Source organism: Sediminibacterium sp. (assembly GCF_030695065.1).
Taxonomy (GTDB): Bacteria; Bacteroidota; Bacteroidia; order Chitinophagales; family Chitinophagaceae; genus Sediminibacterium.
Genome location: NZ_JAUYTR010000005.1, coordinates 146,018 through 163,701 on the forward strand (window position 1 = coordinate 146,018; position 17,684 = coordinate 163,701).

Genomic DNA, 17,684 nt, shown 5'->3' on the forward strand with positions numbered 1-17,684 from the left:
GAACGATTTAAAATATTTTATCTAAAAAACGAGTGATAGTGGAATCATTAAACCACACAATAAAAAACACTACCATCGATAATATCATAATGAGCAAATAGCTAGCTACCTGTCCACTTTGAATTAATCTCAATTGCCTTGAACCGTATGCAACCAACTTACCTACTCCATTAACTGCCCCGTCAATACCCGACTTCTCCACAACATTTTTCAAAATACCACCCAAGGCATTTAATGGATTTACTATAGCGGTATTGTACAATTCATCTACATACCATTTGTTCATTAATAGTTTGCCCAATTCACCCTCTTCTGTATCATTTGTATTTTTATACTTCTTGTATGATTTTACAGCAAACGCAATCACCATTACAATTAAAAAGGTAACTACTCCCATCATTAAATATTCTTGGGCATGGGTTAAGTGATGCACTTCTGCTAATTTGGTTGATTCGGCAAAAATAGGGGCCAAGAAATGCTGCAACCAATGTTGGTTCTCGGCAAATACTGCGGGAATTCCTATAAATCCACCTACTACTGATAAAACGGCCAATACAATTAATGGAATAGTCATTGCAGACGGACTCTCATGCAAATGATGTTCTTGTTCATATGTACCCCTGAAATTTCCTAAAAAGGTTAAAGTATACAATCTAAACATATAAAAGGCTGTCATTAAAGCACCACCCACTCCAATATAATAGAACAGCGGATTATTTGAATAAGCAGCAACTAATATTTCATCTTTAGAAAAGAATCCAGCAAATGGCGGAATACCTGCAATGGCTAAGCAAGCCAATAAAAAAGTAATATGCGTGATGGGCATGTACTTTTTAAGGTTCCCCATTTTGCGAATATCTTGTTCATGATGCATGGCATGAATTACAGAACCAGCACCCAAGAACAACAATGCTTTAAAGAAAGCATGCGTCATCACATGAAATACTGCGCCTGTATAAGCTCCTACCCCTAATCCTAAAAACATATATCCCAATTGACTTACTGTTGAATAAGCCAATACTTTTTTAATATCGTTTTGTTTTAATGCAATAGTAGCTGCAAAAATGGCTGTGGCTAAACCTATCACTGCAACCAGTGTTTGTGTAGCTGGCGCCATGGTATATAATATATTGCTTCTAGCAATCATGTAAATACCAGCAGTTACCATAGTTGCCGCATGTATTAAAGCCGATACAGGTGTAGGACCCGCCATGGCATCAGGTAACCAAGTGTACAAAGGGATTTGCGCACTCTTACCCATTGCACCTACAAATAATAAGGTAGTTATAGCGGTAATATCAAAAGCTGATAATTGGGAAATGCCAGCAAATACATCTGTGTAATTTACCGTACCCAACTTAAAAATCAACCAAAATACTGCTAACAGAAAACCAAGATCTCCAATACGGTTCATGATAAATGCTTTTTTAGCAGCATAATTATAATCACCGTTTTTAAACCAATATCCAATCAATAAATAAGAACACAATCCTACTCCTTCCCATCCAATAAACATGATCACATAATTGCTACCCATTACTAGCAGCAACATGGAAAACACAAATAAATTCAAATAGGCAAAATAGCGTGCAAAATGATGAGGCGCTTCCTCTTTCATGTATGCGGTAGAATATAAATGAATCAAGAAACCAATTCCAGTAATAATCAATAAAAACAGCACAGACAACTGGTCTATTTGAAATGCAAATGGAATGGTGAACGCTTCTGTTTGAATAAAATTAAACAGGGTAACAACAGAATTAATTGGCGCACCACCGCTATTGGCAGCAGCTCCATACACTTGTCCAAATAAAAAGCAGGAGGTTAAGAAAGACAAGAAAATCATTCCTGACCCTATTATACCTACAGCAGATTTAGACAAGCGCTGCCTGCCCAATCCGTTAATCAGGAAACCCAGCAAGGGAAACAATGGTACTAAAAAAGCAATTTTACTCATATACTAAGTTGCGGGTGCTAGTTTTTCAATCGGTTCAAGAAATTAATATCTACAGAATGCGTATTTCGATACATCATTACAATGATGGCCAATCCTACACTCACTTCAGCAGCAGCTACTACCATAATAAAAAATACAAAAAGCTGTCCTTCTACTCCAGTGGTTGCAGTAGCATTATTCAATAAAGCCGCTCCATGGTGCATTTTTGAAAATGCAACCAATAAAAGGTTAACTGCATTCAACATTAGTTCTATGCACATGAAAACAATAATGGCATTTCTTCTAGTTAGCACCCCAATAATACCAATGCTAAACAAGGCTAATGAAAAATAGATATAATATTGTATAGGCATAATTGCGTTGTTATAAATTAATCTTTTTTACCAATTACTACAGCTCCAACCATTGCACTCAAAAAAAGTACACTACTTATTTCGAATGGAACAACAAAATCACTGAATAATGCTTTACCTAAATTTTTAATTAAACCAATATCGCCGGTTTTCATTAAAGCAGCTTTGCCAGAAAGTTCAGTTGCTTGCTTAACCAATGATACCAAAACCACTAAAAAACATCCTCCAGACACTACCCCTGCCAACTTCATCCACCAATTCTTTCTAGGCTCTCCTTCTGCGTTTAAATTCATTAACATGATCACAAACAAGAACAAAACCATGATAGCACCAGCATAAACAATCAAGTTTACAATTGCTAAAAACTGTGCATTCAATAAAATATAATGACCAGATATGGCAAAGAAAACAGCAATTAACCAAAGCACACTGTGAACTGGATTTTTACTAACCAGTACCATAATGGCGCTGAAGATAGCCAGTGCACTTAAAGAGAAAAACAAAATTTGAATCGTATCCATTTCTTTGATTGTATTAAACAGGCAAAATATTTAAACTCTTGCAGCTCCTCTCGCTGCAGCATATTCTTCCGGTGCTGTGTTCTTATTTGGAATCAACAAATCGTTTTTCCCATATATAAAACCCTTTCTGGTAAAATTTGCTGGAGCAAAAGTTTCACTTAAATAAATAGCATCTTTAGGACAAGCTTCTTCACAAAGTCCACAGAATATGCAACGAAGCATATTGATTTCATACTTAGCTGCATATTTTTCTTCGCGATACAAATGCTCTTCGCCAGGCATACGTTCAGCAGCTTCCATGGTAATAGCTTCTGCCGGACATGCCACAGCACACAATCCGCATGCGGTACAATTTTCTCTTCCTTCTGCGTCTCTATTTAAAACGTGTAACCCTCTAAAAACAGGGCTAAACTCTCGCTTTTGTTCTGGATATTGAATAGTAGGTTGCTTCTTAAATATATGGCTAAAAGTAATGGCCATGCCCTTTACGATATTGGGCAAATAAAGGCGCTCCATGAAAGTCATTGGCTCCCTACTTACTTCTTTTGCTCTGTTTGTTAAAGCTTGCATGTATTCTTTTATATAAAAGGTTCACAAATGTATAATTTTGATCTTAACCCTGCTGCCATAATATCACTGCGCCAGTTGCCAACATATTTACCAACGCCAGTGGTATTAAACTTTTCCAACCTAAATTCATTAATTGATCGTAGCGGAAGCGTGGAATGGTCCAACGAATCCACATGAAAAGGAACAAGAAAATCACAATCTTGGTAAGCAACGATAAAACACCAATGATAGCAGCAATATTAGGGGCTAATGTAGACTCGTCTAAAAACGGAACATCATACCCGCCAAAATACAAGCTAGCCATCACCGCGCTACTCATGATCATATTTACATATTCTGCAAAAAGATAAAAACCCAATTTCATAGAAGAATACTCTTGGTGGTATCCCATATTTAATTCGTTCTCTGCTTCTGGTAAGTCGAATGGTGTTCTATTACACTCTGCCATTGCGCAAACAAAAAATAAGATAAAGCCCAATGGCTGATAAACTATATTCCACCATGCGCCTGGAGCCATTTGTTGGTCAACAATAGTTTTTAAACTTAAGGATCCTGAAATCATTAACACCGCAATCAATGCTAAGCCCATGGCTAATTCATAGCTGATGGCCTGAGATGCACCACGTAAAGCGGCCATCAAAGAGAATTTGTTATTTGATGCCCAACCTCCAATCATGATGCCATAAACACCCATACTAACTACCCCAAAAACATATAAAATCCCAATATTGATATCGGCAATTTGTAAATCTATTTTGCGACCAAATAACTCTACAGAACTACTCCACGGTATAACGGCACAAGTCATTAGTGCTGCAGTCATAGCCATTGCGGGACCTAATATAAAGAGCCCTTTGCTTGCCGAATTTGGAATAATTTCTTCCTTCATGATGAGCTTTAATCCATCTGCTAAAGGTTGTAATAAACCCATTGGACCAGCTCTGTTCGGGCCTGGTCTATCTTGTAAAACCGCAGCTACTTTTCGCTCCGAAAAAGTAGTGTAAAGGGCTATACCCAAACTAGCAAAAACAATAATCGCAATCAGGATTAGTTTTTCTAGCATCAATATCCAATCTAAGGCCAATAGTGTCATGCTTATGGTAATTAGTCTTTGTTATGGTTAAAGTCGGTTGAATGAGCTGGTCTGTCTAACTGACTCAAAGTTATATTAGGTTGATTCACTTCGCTTATTGAATGAATATCCATTAACAACTTTGGTTGTCTACCAGCATGAACCGCTTCAAAAGTTTCTGTTGGTTTATGAGTCCCCACTGTTCCAGCATAGTGTCCTTGTGCAATTACTGAATGGCGATCAATTAATCTTGGACCCTCTATTACCCAGTCACTGGTTTGCTTTTTATCGAATCTGCAAGTATTACAAATCCAATCTTCCACTTCACCCCACTGGTCTTTTCTGGCGGTTACTCTGTACACTTCATCACCTCTATTCCACAAAGTAACTTTACCGCTACAAGTTTTACAATCTCTATGTGCGTCAACTGGCTTTAAAAACCAAACCCTGTTTTTAAATCTAAAGGTTTTATCGGTTAATGCACCCACTGGGCAAACGTCTATAACGTTGCCAATGAATTCATTGTCTAAATTCTTTTCAATATACGTGGCAATTTCTGCGTGATCTCCTCTATCTAAAATACCGTGCTCTCTTTTGCCGGTTAATTGATCGGCAGTAAATACACAGCGGTAACAAAGAATACAGCGAGTCATATGCAACTGAATCTTATCTCCTAAATCGTGCTTCTTAAATGTTCTGCGTTGAAACTCATAACGAGTGCCCGCTTTACCATGCTCGTAACTAAGGTCTTGTAAATGACACTCGCCTGCTTGATCACAAACTGGGCAATCTAATGGATGGTTAATTAATAAAAATTCAACTACCCCATTGCGCGCATCAATTACACGATCACTGGTAATATTCTTCACTTCCATTCCATCCATTACAGTAGTTCTGCAACTCGCCACCAATTTGGGCATTGGTCTTGGATCTTTTTCAGAACCTTTGCTTACTTCAACTAAACAGGTTCTACACTTACCACCACTGCCTTCTAGCTTACTGTAATAACACATAGCAGGGGGAGCAACATCTCCGCCAATCTTACGCGCCGCGTTTAGAATAGTTGTTCCAGCTGGAACTTCTACTGTGATATTATCAATGGTTACTTTAAATAATGGTTGTTCAGACATAACTTAATTAAGCTGGTACATGAATAGGATCTGCATAATGTGCCAATCCATAATTTCTTTTTTGTGCTTCTTCCGGATGTTTCACATGCCATTCAAACTCATCTCTAAAATGTCTTATGGCAGCAGCTACAGGCCATGCAGCAGCATCACCCAACGGACAGATGGTATTACCTTCTATTTTGCGTTGAATATCCCATAATAAATCTATATCACTCATTTTACCTTTTCCGGTATCAATATTTTTTAGAATTTTCTCCATCCATCCAGTTCCTTCTCTACAAGGTGAACATTGTCCGCAACTTTCATGTCTGTAAAAACGAGCCAAAGTGTACGTGTTTTTTACAATACACTGGTCTTCGTCTAAAACAATGAATCCACCAGAACCCATCATAGAGCCTGTTGCAAAACCACCATCACTTAAACTTTCATAGTTCATTAAACGTGTTTCGCCTTTGGCAGTTTTAAGTAAAAGGTTGGCCGGTAAAATAGGTACAGATGATCCGCCAGGTATACAAGCTTTCAATCTTTTTCCATTAGCAATACCACCACAATATTCATCAGAATAAATAAATTCTTCTACAGAAATAGTCATGTCAATTTCATACACACCTGGCTTATTAATATTACCACATGCAGAAATTAATTTAGTTCCAGTAGATCTACCTACCCCTATTTTAGCGTATTCGTCTCCACCCATATTAATGATAGGAACCACTGCTGCCAAGGTTTCTACGTTATTAACTACGGTTGGTCTTTTCCATAAACCTTCAATGGCAGGGAATGGAGGTTTGATTCTTGGATTACCTCTTTTTCCTTCCAAAGATTCAATTAATGCAGTTTCTTCTCCGCAGATATAAGCACCTGCACCTCTTTGTACATAAATATTACAATCGAATCCAGTGCCTAAAATATTCTTTCCTAAAAAGCCATTTGCTTTAGCCTCATCAATGGCTTGCTCTAGAATATCCACTATCCATGCATATTCTCCACGTATATATATATAAGTGTCATTACTGCCTAATGCAAATGAAGAAATGATTAATCCCTCAATTAATAAATGAGGTAAGAACTCCATGAGGTAGCGGTCTTTAAAAGTACCAGGTTCACTCTCATCTGCATTGCACACTAAATGACGAGGAACACCTTCTGGTTTTGCAATAAAACTCCACTTCATACCTGCAGGAAATCCGGCACCACCTCTACCACGCAATCCACTCTTCTTCACTTCTTCTACAATGGCAGCAGGATCCATTTGCTTCAGCGCTTTTTCAACCGCATGGTATCCGCCTTCTTTGCGATAAGTTTCAAAGAAACGAATGCCTGGGACATTTGCTTTTTCTAATAATAATTTTACACCCATATTCTTAATTATTTGTGGCAGCATTTTTTCTGCACTCATCAATAATGGCGTCTACTTTTTCTTTGGTTAAATGCTCGCGATAATGTTTGCCCAATTGCATCATTGGCGCATAACCACAAGCCCCTAGGCATTCCACCGTTTTTAAGGTAAACATACCGTCAGTGGTAGTTTCACCTGGCTTAATGCCTAATTTGGTTCCGATGTAATCAATTATATCATCCGATCCATTAATCATACAAGGACCAGTTTGACAAACTTCAAATAAATGCTTGCCTATTGGTTTCAAATTATACATGCTATAAAAGGTAGCCACTTCATACACTTCAATAGGGCTAATATGTAAAAGCGCTGCAACATAATCCATGGTTTCTGCACTTAACCATCCACCAAAACTGTCTTGCGCTAAATGCAATACAGGCAACAAGGCACTTTTTTGTTTGCCTTCGGGATAGCGAGCAACCAATCGGCTAAACTCTTTCAGTTGTTCTTCATTAAACTTACTCATACAGTAATATTATTAAGCATCCAATTCTCCTGCAATCAGGTTTAAACTACTCATGGTTAAAATAGCGTCAGACAACATGCTGTCTTTTACCAACTCAGGATATGCCTGATAGTAAATAAAACAAGGTCTGCGGAAATGCAGTCTAAACGGCGTTCTTCCCCCATCGCTAATCATATAGAATCCCAACTCTCCATTACCACCTTCAACAGATTGGTACACTTCGCCCTTTGGCATATCTACTTCGCCCATGATGATTTTGAAATGCCAAATCAATGCTTCCATTTTAGTGTACACATCTTCTTTCTTCGGCAAATAGTATTCAGGAACATCTGCGTGGTACACCTCTGCATCGGTTCCTTTAAACGCTTGTACTTTATTATAAGCCTGTTGAATAATGCGCATACTCTGCCACATTTCTTGGTTACGCACTAAGAAACGATCGTAGTTGTCGCCCGTTTTTCCAACAGGAATCTCAAATTCAAAATCTTGGTAACTGCTGTATGGACTATGTACACGAACATCATAATCTACACCAGCGGCACGCAAATTAGGCCCAGTAAACCCATAATTCAATGCACGTTCAGCACTGATAGGACCGCCACCAATGGTGCGCTCCATAAATATTCTATTGCGTGTTAACAAACTCTCTAGCTCGCCTAACGCAACTGGATACTCTTTTAAGAATTTCTCGAGTTTCGTAAACGCTGTATTTGTGAAATTCCTTTCAAAGCCGCCAATACGCCCAATATTAGTAGTAAGACGGGACCCACATACTTCTTCATATATTTCATAGATTAATTCGCGGTATTGCATTACATATAAGAACCCGGTAAACGCTCCTGCATCTACTCCCACAATAGAATTACAAATTAAGTGGTCGGCAATTCTAGCCAACTCCATAATAATCACACGCAAGTAGTCTACTCGCTTAGGAGTTTGAACACCCAATAATTTTTCGCAGGTCAAATGCCATCCCATATTATTAATGGGACTGCTACAATAATTTAAGCGATCGGTTATTGGAGTGATTTGATACAACGGTCTTCTTTCAGCGAGCTTTTCGAAAGCGCGGTGAATATATCCCACGGTTTGATCACTCGAAATAACGCGTTCCCCATCTAACTCCATAATATTTTGGAAAACCCCATGCGTAGCAGGATGGGTTGGTCCTAAGTTAATGGTAGTGGTTTTCCGCTCTATTGCGTCTTCTGCTAATGTTATATTATGATCACTCATATTTTTTATTTTATCCGCGTCCAAACATTTCGTCGTCTTTGTCAATACGGGTTTGATCTTCTAATGGGTATTCTTTTCTTAGTGGGAAATAATCCATCTCATCCACATTCAAAATTCGCTTAAGATTGGGATGTCCCACAAAATTGACTCCAAAGAAATCATAGGTTTCTCTTTCCATCCAGTTGGCAGAAGAGAACAATTGCGTTGCAGTAAAAACATCTGGGGTTGCAACTGGTGTAAACACTTTAAAACGAAGACGCGTATTTTCTACCAAATTGTGTAAATGGTAAACAACCGCTAATTCCCTATTGGCCATTTCAGGATAATTAACCCCACATAAATCGGTTAGAAATTGAAAGCCTAAACTAGGTTCATCGTATAAGTATTGCAATACTTTTAAGTTGAGCTCTTTAGGTGCTTCAAAGCAAAGCATACCATAAGTATCTTCAAAGTTGAAGACCTGGTCTCCAAACTTTTCGGTCAGTTTTTGCTGAATATATTCGTTGCTGATAGCCATAAATTATTGTATTCCGTATCCGTTCAATAATGCTTTATAATGATCACTATTTCTTCTTCTAATGCTCTCTTGTCCTACCAACTCTTGAATTTTCATAAATCCATCTAAAATGGCTTCGGGTCTTGGAGGGCAACCCGGAACATACACATCAACAGGAATCACTTGGTCAATCCCTTGCAATACACTGTAAGTATCAAATATTCCACCACTAGATGCGCAAGCACCTACTGCAATTACCCAACGAGGTTCTGCCATTTGTAAATAGACTTGACGTAAAACCGGGCCCATTTTTTTGGCAATCGTTCCCATTACCATCAATAAATCGCACTGGCGAGGAGAGTGACTCATACGTTCTGCACCAAAACGAGACAAATCATAATGTGAAGCAGCTGTTGCCATGAACTCAATACCACAACATGAAGTAGCATAAGGCATTGGCCAAAGTGAGTTTTTACGAGCTAGCCCCACCACATCACTTAGTTTAGTGGTAAAAAATCCGTCTCCACCATAGCCATCTGGCGCATCAACATACGTTACTGAATCAGCAATATTGGCTTCAATTGGATGAATATTATATCTAACTGGACGTGACATATTCCTTTATATTAAAATTTTAAGACCTATTGAACTAACAAACAGTTTCCGAAACTTTTAGTTCGGTTTAATCTTCCCACTTTAAAGCACCCTTTTTGATGATATAAGTGAATCCAATCAGGAAAAACCCTACAAACATCACTACAGCAAGGAATCCATTCCATCCTAGCTCACGAAAATTAACCGCATAAGGGTAAAAGAAAATGACTTCTACATCAAATAAAACAAACAAAATGGCTACCAAAAAATACTTAATTGCCATGGGTTGGCGGGCATTACCATGTGATTCAATACCACTGGTAAAATTTTCTAATTTATCAGCTGTTTTGCGCTTTGGGCCTACCCAAGAAGAAATTCCAATCATAGTGGCCACAAACCCCGCTGCAAAAATTAATTGGATCGCAATAGGCAAATAATTGGATGCCGAATTGGATGCACTAGCGTCTAACAAAGTGTATATAATACCCATAGCTCTGTTTAAGTTCGCAAAAATACGCTAGTAATGGATATAAAAGAAAAACTCCTCAATTTGAGGAGCTTTTTCTTTAAGTTAATTTTTAGGCTGGGCTTAGTTACCGGTTTTAGCACCAGAAGCGTTTCCTTTAGCACCAGGATTTGAGTAATAATCAATTATTTTTTGAATAGTTGCCTTTACATCTTGCGCGTACTTGTTGTTTTCTTCCCCTGCTGTAGGGTATAAAGCCAACATTTTATCAGCCACTTCAATGGCTTTTTGACAAGTAGCCAAGAATTCATCTACAGCTGGAGATCTATCACCCTTGGTCGTTATTTTAAAATCTGGTCTTTTTTTGATTTCATTAAAAAGATTTACATAGTAGTTAATCTTAAAGTACTCGTCTAAGAAAATGGATTTTCTATGCTTTTCAAGGTCAACTGTAGCATAAACAGAATCTAAGTAATTTAAGTTGCTGATGATAACTGCAGTATCAGTTCCAGCTGCCATAGTAGCTCTTTTAAAGAAACTATAAGGATGGGGCTTATCAGGATGAGCAGCCATATATGGCTTTGCATATTCAATTACTTGATCGTAGGCTTTTGCAACAAAAGCAGAATTAGTTAACTTGTAATGATCATATTCAGTTAATTCTCCTTTAAGTTCCATGCCTTTTTTCATCCAACTCAATTGTGCATTATATGATTTGGCTTTACCAAACATGTCGGCTGCTGCATTAATGAAGGCAACCCTATTTGCTTTTACGGTATCCGCCAATAATGCTTTCTCAATATAGCTAGAAGCAACTGTTTCATTACCAGGAAATTTGGTTAATACTTCTACCCCTAATTTATAATCAGATGCCTGAATTTCAGCAGCAGGAGCTGTTGCCAAGAATTCTTCAATATACTTTTTAGAAGACAAAGAATCTCCTTTTCTTAAATAGTTGTATGCATATACCACGCCTAATCTTGGAACAGCTTTTACACCAACCGCTGCATCCAATTCTTTTGCTTTAGCCAAAGACTCATCATATTTACCCGCACGGAATAAATAATCTGCTTGGTACAATTCATTTCTTGAATCTTTGTCTGCACTTTGAACGTATTGGTCTAAATAGCCTTTTGCTCTAATTACGTCTCTCTCTGAATAATACAAGTACAAGGCATAATACACTGGAGGAAAAGCAGGATCTGCAGTTTTTGCATTGTCAAAGTATTGGTTAAATAATTCTTCATTATTTTGGCTTCTGTATATTAAGCCAATCCTAAACATCGCCAATGCGTTCTTTGGATCACGAGCTATAGCTTCCGTGTAAGCTTTAACTGCTTCCCCGCCATTTTCACCACCCATTTTCTGGTAGCTAATACCCATATAGATATAAATATCTGGGTTTACTAAATCTATAGCGGCAGCTTGCTTTAATTTTTCAATACCATACATAGGGTCTCCCATTTTACTATCCCCATCTGCATTGGCACGACCAATTGCAGTGAGGATTCCAGCGTCTGGTTTACCTCTATTTTTTCCCTTTGTTGGAGTTGTTGCAGTGATGGCTTGTTCAAACTTTTGTTTGGCTGAATTAAGATCACCGCCTTCACGTATTTCAACATGCCCCATCCCTACCAATAACCAAGCATCACTACCTAATTCTTGTAGCCCTTTTTGGTATATAGCTTTTGCAGCAGCCACATCTTCCTTAGTCACTTCAATTCCGTTTCCGGCTAAAAATGCTTGACCTAACCAATAAATGGCTTGAGGATCTTTAGAATTGGCATCATAGTTTTTTTGCAGTACTTCTTTTGCACTCTTGTTTTTTTCATAATGCAACAGCTTAATGCCTTCGGCAACTTGGGCCGTTAAGCACTGTACAGCAAATACAGCTGCAAACATCAAAGCAACAGACTTCTTCATGTTCTCTCTTTTTTATTAGTTGTTTTGTTATTCCGATTTTATACTTCCCTGTCTTTTATGAAAAGCCATTTTAGCCGGAGCTAAAAAAGATCTTCTAAATATTAATTGCCCTCTTTCTAAACTCATGAAATTCATGAACCCAGTTCCTAAACCCGCATGATTCTCTTTTAACACATAAAACAAAGGTCGTGCCAAAGGGTACTGACCATAGGTTATGGTTGATTGAGAAGGTTTTGCAAAAATGCCTTTTTCTAAACATGCAGTGCATTCTACCCTTGCCAATCTAATTTTTGTGAGATAGGATTGTTGCTGCTTATCGTACACATCCCCTATCCAACTCATGCCCACAAAACCAATCACATCCGTTCTTGAAGTAACTATATCAATTACTTCTTTACTATTATTGGCCGCAACCACATTAATACCAAAATTTCCGCCTTTCAACACACTGTCTTTTAAATATCGAACAGTACTGGTTGCAGACTTGCCATCCATTACAGCAGTAATTTTATGCTTCCCACTCAAAATATCTTTCACATCCTGGAAACTAAAAATACTATCGGCTGCATTGTTATTTACAATCAAAGCAACCGCATCATATGCTAGTTCTGCATACTGAGGAGGATAAGACAAAATGGATTTGTAGTACTCAGCTTCTTTTTCATCTAAGCCCCTTGCTACAATAATCATTCTAGTACTATCATTTTGCAAATCACGAAAACAATCTGCTTCAGATTTGTAAGATGCAATAATATTGGCTTTTGGATAAGAGGATTGATGAACCTTAAGCTGCTCTTCAATTACAGGCTTAAAGCTTTCGTCTACACTAATGCGTATAGTACCTTCTTCAGTATTGTCTTCAAAAGCATTTTTTGATTCTTTTGAATCACATGAAACAAAGAGCAAAACACCCAGCAAACACGCAAACAAACTGTACTTCCTCATAATTAATATTCTTGCTTAATGCCTCTGTACAATCTAAAAGCGCCATACAACAAACAAATACTACCGAATAAATTTCGATAAACCGGTTCTGCCGTAAACACCAGATCCATCCCCAATTTTTCTATAAAAAATACAGCCAAACCAACACCCAAAAACAACAGCGACATCGAAATATCATAGATCCTTCTGAATATGCTGTACCGTTTTTGGTTCCTTTCTCTAAAAGTATTTTCCATACAATCACTTTACGGGATGGGCAATTTAGTAAATATTTTACGTGAGATGCTCGAAAATTAAAAATCCATAAAAATTTAAATAAAAACTTAGTTAAACTAATGATTGTTAGTTAGAAATAAGTTGCTATATGTTACTAAAGTAGTGATAACCAATATTTAAACTACAAACATTAATTTTGCAACAATATGAGTAACAAAGCAAGTATACCGCAGGGAACAAGAGATTTTAACGCTGCCACCGTTCAAAAGCGAAACTATATTTTTCAAACCATCCGAACTGTTTTTGAATTGTATGGCTTTCAACCTTTAGAAACGCCTGCAATGGAAAACTTGGATACTTTAATGGGTAAGTATGGCGAAGAGGGTGATAAACTGATTTTTAAAATACTCAATAATGGTTTAGACAATCCGGCAAAGCATGAACAAATTGTTGCCGATTTTAATAAAATTTTAGAAGGCAAAAATAATAAAGGGATTACAGAGCGAGCGCTTCGATACGATTTAACCATTCCATTTGCCCGTTTTGTAGCAATGAATTTTGGACAGTTAACCATGCCCTATAAGCGTTATCAAATTCAACCAGTATGGAGGGCAGACAGACCTCAAAAAGGAAGATATAGAGAGTTCTATCAGTGTGATGCCGATGTAGTAGGTAGTAATAGTTTATTGAATGAAGTGGAATTAACCGCTATTTATGCCACAGTGTTTGAGCGTTTGCAATTGCCAGTAGAAATTAGAATCAATAGTCGAAAAATATTGGCAGGATTAGCAGAACTATGTGGCGGTCAAGAAATATTAGTACCAATCACAGTTGCTATTGATAAGTTAGATAAAATAGGAATAGAAAAAGTTAAAGAAGAATTATCACAACGAGGCATAAACGAAGTTCAAATAACTATTATTGAAAAATACCTTTCAATAGATGGAGATAATGGTCAAAAAATACAACAGCTTAAACAATTGATGGGCCATAATGCCACTGCACAAAAAGGCATTGAAGAATTGGAATATATTATTGCTTATTACTCCAATAAATACGATTCCAATTTACTAGTTGATTTTACTTTAGCAAGAGGCTTGAACTATTATACGGGTGTAATATTTGAAATCAAAGCCATTGGCGCACAAATGGGAAGCATTGGTGGAGGTGGACGTTACGATGATTTAACGGGCTTATTTGGTGTTGCTAATGTACCAGGTGTTGGAATTAGTTTTGGTGTTGATAGAATTTATGATGTTTTAGAAGAACTACAATTATTTCCAGAAGCAGTACAAAAAGGAACAAGGGTATTGTTCTTTAATTTAGGAGTAGAAGAAAGTAAAAAGGCGTTTAATTTAATGCAAGACTTGCGCGAAAGAGGTATTGCCTCCGAATTATATCACGAGCAAAGTAAGTTTGATAAACAATTTAAGTATGCAGAAAAAAAACAAGTTCCTTTTGTTGTGATTATCGGTAGTACCGAATTAACAGAAGGAACTTGTATTATAAAAAATATAGTAAACGGAGAACAGAAAACTATTTCACAACAGGAGCTAGTAACACAGCTTTTTTAAAAGAAAAAGCTACTGTTTCAACTGGTACTTTAGTGCCAACTAACTCATAGCCCATGGCTAAAATAGTAACCCCAGTTACTTTTTTGCTCTCGTCGCGAGTAAACTTTGCAGTTCCTTGGAACTGAGTAATCACATAAACATCTTCAGCAGATTTCTCTAATGTTGAGGCGCCTGCTTGAGAGTTCATCATTAATACGCCGTTTTCTAAAACAACGGTTACTTCGGCAACAGGACTTCCTTCTGCAAATGTGTACTTACCCAATAACTGATTTACAGTGGTATCTGATGGAGCATTTTGCGCATTAGATGCACTAACAAATCCAACCAACATAAAAGCGAATAATAGAATCTTTTTCATTTTTCAAAACTTTTTAAGAAGTACAAATTAAGCATTTCAATATTAATGAATCAAACCTTTTATCATAATTAATCTTAATTAAAGGCCTTCGTAAATAATGGCCGCCCCTTGGCCTACCCCAACACACATGGTAGCTAAACCAAACTTAGTTTGGGTTCTATGCATTTGGTGGATCAAAGTTGCCGAAATACGTGCACCCGAACAACCTAAAGGATGTCCTAATGCTATAGCACCGCCATTTACATTTACAATAGATTCATTTAACTCAAGATCTTTTATACAAGCAATGCTTTGCGAAGCAAAAGCTTCATTTAATTCAACCAAACCCAATTGATTAATATTCAGCCCTGCTCTTTTCAAGGCTTTCTGTGAAGCTGGAACAGGTCCAATACCCATGATAGCGGGGTCTACGCCAGCAACAGCCATACTACTGATGCGAGCAATGGGTTGTAGATTAAATAATTTAACCGCTTCTTCGCTGGCTAATAATACCGCTGCTGCGCCATCATTAATACCAGATGAATTTCCGGCGGTAACTGTTCCATCTTTAATAAAAGCAGGCTTTAAAGTAGCTAGTTTTTCTAAACTGGTTTTACGCGGATGCTCATCTTTGTTAAACCAACTAACCATGCGATCTGCTAACATTTCAACAGCCACTAATTCATCGTTCCATAAACCAGCTTCTTCTGCGGCAAAATATTTTTCCTGAGAATTAAAAGCAAATAGATCTTGTGATTCTCTGCTAATGCCCCATGTTTTTGCAACATTTTCTGCGGTTTCACCCATGGTGTATGGGTGGTACATGGCAGATAATTTAGGATTGATAAAGCGCCAACCAAAACTAGAATCATAGGTTTCTACTTTTCTGCTCCATGCCGAATCGGCCTTGGCTGTAACAAAAGGAGCCCTAGTCATACTTTCTACACCACCTGCTATATATAACATTCCATCTCCACATTGTATGGCTCTTGCAGCATCCATAATGGCCTGTAATCCACTGGCACAAAGCCGATTTACGGTGCTACCTGCAACAGTAGTAGGCAATCCAGCCAGTAAAGCCGCCATTCTAGCCACATTTCGATTGTCTTCGCCTGCTTGGTTAGCGGCACCCGCAATAACGTCTTCAATAGCCGTAGGATCTATGCTGGGATGGCGTTCTACCAAAGAACGAATAACAATAGCCAATAAATCGTCTGGTCTAACTGAACTCAATTTTCCGCCAAAACGCCCAATGGGCGTGCGTACTGCGTCTATGATATAGCAAGCTTTACTCATATAGAATGGTTGAGGCTGCAAGATATAAGTTATCTTTGCAGAATGAGTGCCTCTTTACCCAATATTCGCCACCAAAGCCAACAAGATCTGGAGACCTATTTTGAAAGCATTGGCGAAAAGAAATTTAGGATCAAGCAGGTGCAGGAATGGATTTGGCAAAAGCATGCCCACAGTTTTGAAGATATGAGTAATCTTAGCAAAGAACTGAGGACAAAAATGGCAACCGATTTTTCCCTGCCGGCTTTGCGTGTAGATGCTACCCAATACAGCAATGATGGAACCGTTAAAAGCAGATTTAAAACTTTTGATGGGCATTTAGTTGAAGGGGTTTTAATTCCAACAGATGATAGAAAAACAGCTTGTGTATCTTCTCAGATTGGCTGTAGTTTAAGTTGCAAATTTTGTGCAACGGGCTATATGGAGCGAAAGCGAAATTTAACCTACGATGAAATTGTAGACCAGGTAGTGTTGATTAATCAACAGAGTGAGCAGGTATTCGAAAAAAAATTAACCAATATTGTATTCATGGGAATGGGCGAACCACTCTTGAATTACAATAATGTTTTAAAAGCCATTGAACGGATTTCTGCAAAAGACGGTTTGTTCATGAGTCCTAGAAGAATCACTGTTTCAACTGCTGGTGTTGCCAAACAAATTAGAATGCTGGGCGACGACCAAGTGAAATTTAAATTGGCCTTGTCATTACACGCTCCTAACGATGCCAAGCGCAATCAAATTATGCCCATTAATGAAACCAATAATATCAAGGTTTTAACGGAGGCATTAAATTATTTTTATAAGAAAACAGGTAATGAAATTACCCTTGAATACATATTGTTTAAAAACTTAAATGATTCTGCAAAAGATGCAGAAGAATTGACCAAAGTATTTAGACAAATACCAGCCGACTTAATCAATATTATTGAATACAATAGTATTGATGCATTTAAATTTACCAAACCAGATGAAGACGACACGCAATCTTTTATGGATATTCTTGCAGCCAATAAAGTAAATGCAAGACTTAGAAGAAGCCGCGGAAAAGATATTGACGCAGCTTGCGGACAACTGGCTAATAAAGGCTAACAAAACAATACATCATTTTAAATCCTGTTGTAAAACAGCAAATCAAC

General features: G+C 37.7%; 19 protein-coding genes. 2 read left to right on the plus strand and 17 right to left on the minus strand.

Features of this window, described 5'->3' with window-relative positions; all coding sequences use genetic code 11:
* Positions 1 to 7: 7 nt before the first annotated feature.
* The 15 genes from nuoL to Q8S25_RS00655 form a co-directional block, all read right to left on the minus strand.
* Entirely contained in the window at positions 8 to 1,957 is a 1,950-nt protein-coding gene (nuoL, locus tag Q8S25_RS00585) for an NADH-quinone oxidoreductase subunit L (protein WP_305533832.1), read from the minus strand.
* Positions 1,958 to 1,974: 17 nt separating this feature from the next.
* Positions 1,975 to 2,310 (minus strand): NADH-quinone oxidoreductase subunit NuoK, encoded by a 336-nt coding sequence (nuoK, locus tag Q8S25_RS00590; protein ID WP_305533834.1) that lies wholly within the window; start codon positions 2,308 to 2,310, stop codon positions 1,975 to 1,977.
* Between the two features lie 17 nt (positions 2,311 to 2,327).
* Positions 2,328 to 2,831 carry an NADH-quinone oxidoreductase subunit J gene (locus tag Q8S25_RS00595; RefSeq protein ID WP_305533836.1) on the minus strand — a complete coding sequence of 168 codons (504 nt, stop codon included), beginning with the start codon at positions 2,829 to 2,831 and terminating at the stop codon, positions 2,328 to 2,330.
* 30 nt (positions 2,832 to 2,861) lie between these two features.
* Positions 2,862 to 3,401 (minus strand): NADH-quinone oxidoreductase subunit I, encoded by a 540-nt coding sequence (locus Q8S25_RS00600; protein ID WP_305533838.1) that lies wholly within the window; start codon positions 3,399 to 3,401, stop codon positions 2,862 to 2,864.
* Positions 3,402 to 3,444: 43 nt separating this feature from the next.
* Positions 3,445 to 4,494, minus strand: a complete 1,050-nt coding sequence (gene nuoH / locus Q8S25_RS00605; RefSeq protein WP_295230863.1) for an NADH-quinone oxidoreductase subunit NuoH — start codon at positions 4,492 to 4,494, stop codon at positions 3,445 to 3,447.
* Positions 4,495 to 4,505: 11 nt separating this feature from the next.
* A complete protein-coding gene (locus Q8S25_RS00610) occupies positions 4,506 to 5,603 on the minus strand; it encodes a 2Fe-2S iron-sulfur cluster-binding protein (RefSeq protein WP_295230866.1) in 1,098 nt (365 codons plus the stop codon).
* Between the two features lie 7 nt (positions 5,604 to 5,610).
* Positions 5,611 to 6,963: an NADH-quinone oxidoreductase subunit NuoF gene (nuoF, locus tag Q8S25_RS00615; RefSeq protein ID WP_305533842.1), complete on the minus strand. Its 1,353-nt coding sequence runs from the start codon at positions 6,961 to 6,963 to the stop codon at positions 5,611 to 5,613.
* A gap of 4 nt (positions 6,964 to 6,967) precedes the next feature.
* Positions 6,968 to 7,468, minus strand: a complete 501-nt coding sequence (nuoE, locus tag Q8S25_RS00620; RefSeq protein WP_305533844.1) for an NAD(P)H-dependent oxidoreductase subunit E — start codon at positions 7,466 to 7,468, stop codon at positions 6,968 to 6,970.
* Between the two features lie 12 nt (positions 7,469 to 7,480).
* Entirely contained in the window at positions 7,481 to 8,704 is a 1,224-nt protein-coding gene (locus tag Q8S25_RS00625; protein ID WP_305533846.1) for an NADH-quinone oxidoreductase subunit D, read from the minus strand.
* Positions 8,705 to 8,714: 10 nt separating this feature from the next.
* Entirely contained in the window at positions 8,715 to 9,221 is a 507-nt protein-coding gene (locus tag Q8S25_RS00630; protein ID WP_305533848.1) for an NADH-quinone oxidoreductase subunit C, read from the minus strand.
* Positions 9,222 to 9,224: 3 nt separating this feature from the next.
* Positions 9,225 to 9,815, minus strand: coding sequence for an NADH-quinone oxidoreductase subunit B (locus Q8S25_RS00635; protein ID WP_295188770.1), 591 nt, complete (start codon positions 9,813 to 9,815; stop codon positions 9,225 to 9,227).
* Positions 9,816 to 9,882: 67 nt separating this feature from the next.
* A complete protein-coding gene (locus Q8S25_RS00640) occupies positions 9,883 to 10,284 on the minus strand; it encodes an NADH-quinone oxidoreductase subunit A (RefSeq protein WP_295230879.1) in 402 nt (133 codons plus the stop codon).
* A gap of 99 nt (positions 10,285 to 10,383) precedes the next feature.
* A complete protein-coding gene (locus Q8S25_RS00645; protein WP_305533851.1) occupies positions 10,384 to 12,183 on the minus strand; it encodes a hypothetical protein in 1,800 nt (599 codons plus the stop codon).
* 27 nt (positions 12,184 to 12,210) lie between these two features.
* The gene (locus tag Q8S25_RS00650; protein WP_305533853.1) at positions 12,211 to 13,128 is read right to left on the minus strand and encodes a PstS family phosphate ABC transporter substrate-binding protein; all 918 of its coding nucleotides are present in this window, start codon (positions 13,126 to 13,128) and stop codon (positions 12,211 to 12,213) included.
* A gap of 2 nt (positions 13,129 to 13,130) precedes the next feature.
* The gene (locus Q8S25_RS00655) at positions 13,131 to 13,364 is read right to left on the minus strand and encodes a hypothetical protein (protein WP_295188758.1); all 234 of its coding nucleotides are present in this window, start codon (positions 13,362 to 13,364) and stop codon (positions 13,131 to 13,133) included.
* Between the two features lie 186 nt (positions 13,365 to 13,550).
* Between Q8S25_RS00655 and hisS the strand changes: the two genes are divergently transcribed.
* Complete coding sequence (gene hisS / locus Q8S25_RS00660) at positions 13,551 to 14,918, plus strand: histidine--tRNA ligase (RefSeq protein ID WP_305533856.1); 1,368 nt, start codon at positions 13,551 to 13,553, stop codon at positions 14,916 to 14,918.
* Here the strand turns inward: hisS and Q8S25_RS00665 are convergent.
* On the minus strand, positions 14,881 to 15,276 hold the full coding sequence (locus tag Q8S25_RS00665) for a hypothetical protein (protein WP_305533858.1): 396 nt from the start codon (positions 15,274 to 15,276) through the stop codon (positions 14,881 to 14,883). The genes hisS and Q8S25_RS00665 overlap by 38 nt on opposite strands.
* A gap of 78 nt (positions 15,277 to 15,354) precedes the next feature.
* Positions 15,355 to 16,551: an acetyl-CoA C-acyltransferase gene (locus tag Q8S25_RS00670; protein WP_305533860.1), complete on the minus strand. Its 1,197-nt coding sequence runs from the start codon at positions 16,549 to 16,551 to the stop codon at positions 15,355 to 15,357.
* Between the two features lie 42 nt (positions 16,552 to 16,593).
* Between Q8S25_RS00670 and rlmN the strand changes: the two genes are divergently transcribed.
* Positions 16,594 to 17,637, plus strand: a complete 1,044-nt coding sequence (gene rlmN, locus Q8S25_RS00675; protein ID WP_305533862.1) for a 23S rRNA (adenine(2503)-C(2))-methyltransferase RlmN — start codon at positions 16,594 to 16,596, stop codon at positions 17,635 to 17,637.
* The last annotated feature ends 47 nt before the right edge of the window (positions 17,638 to 17,684 follow it).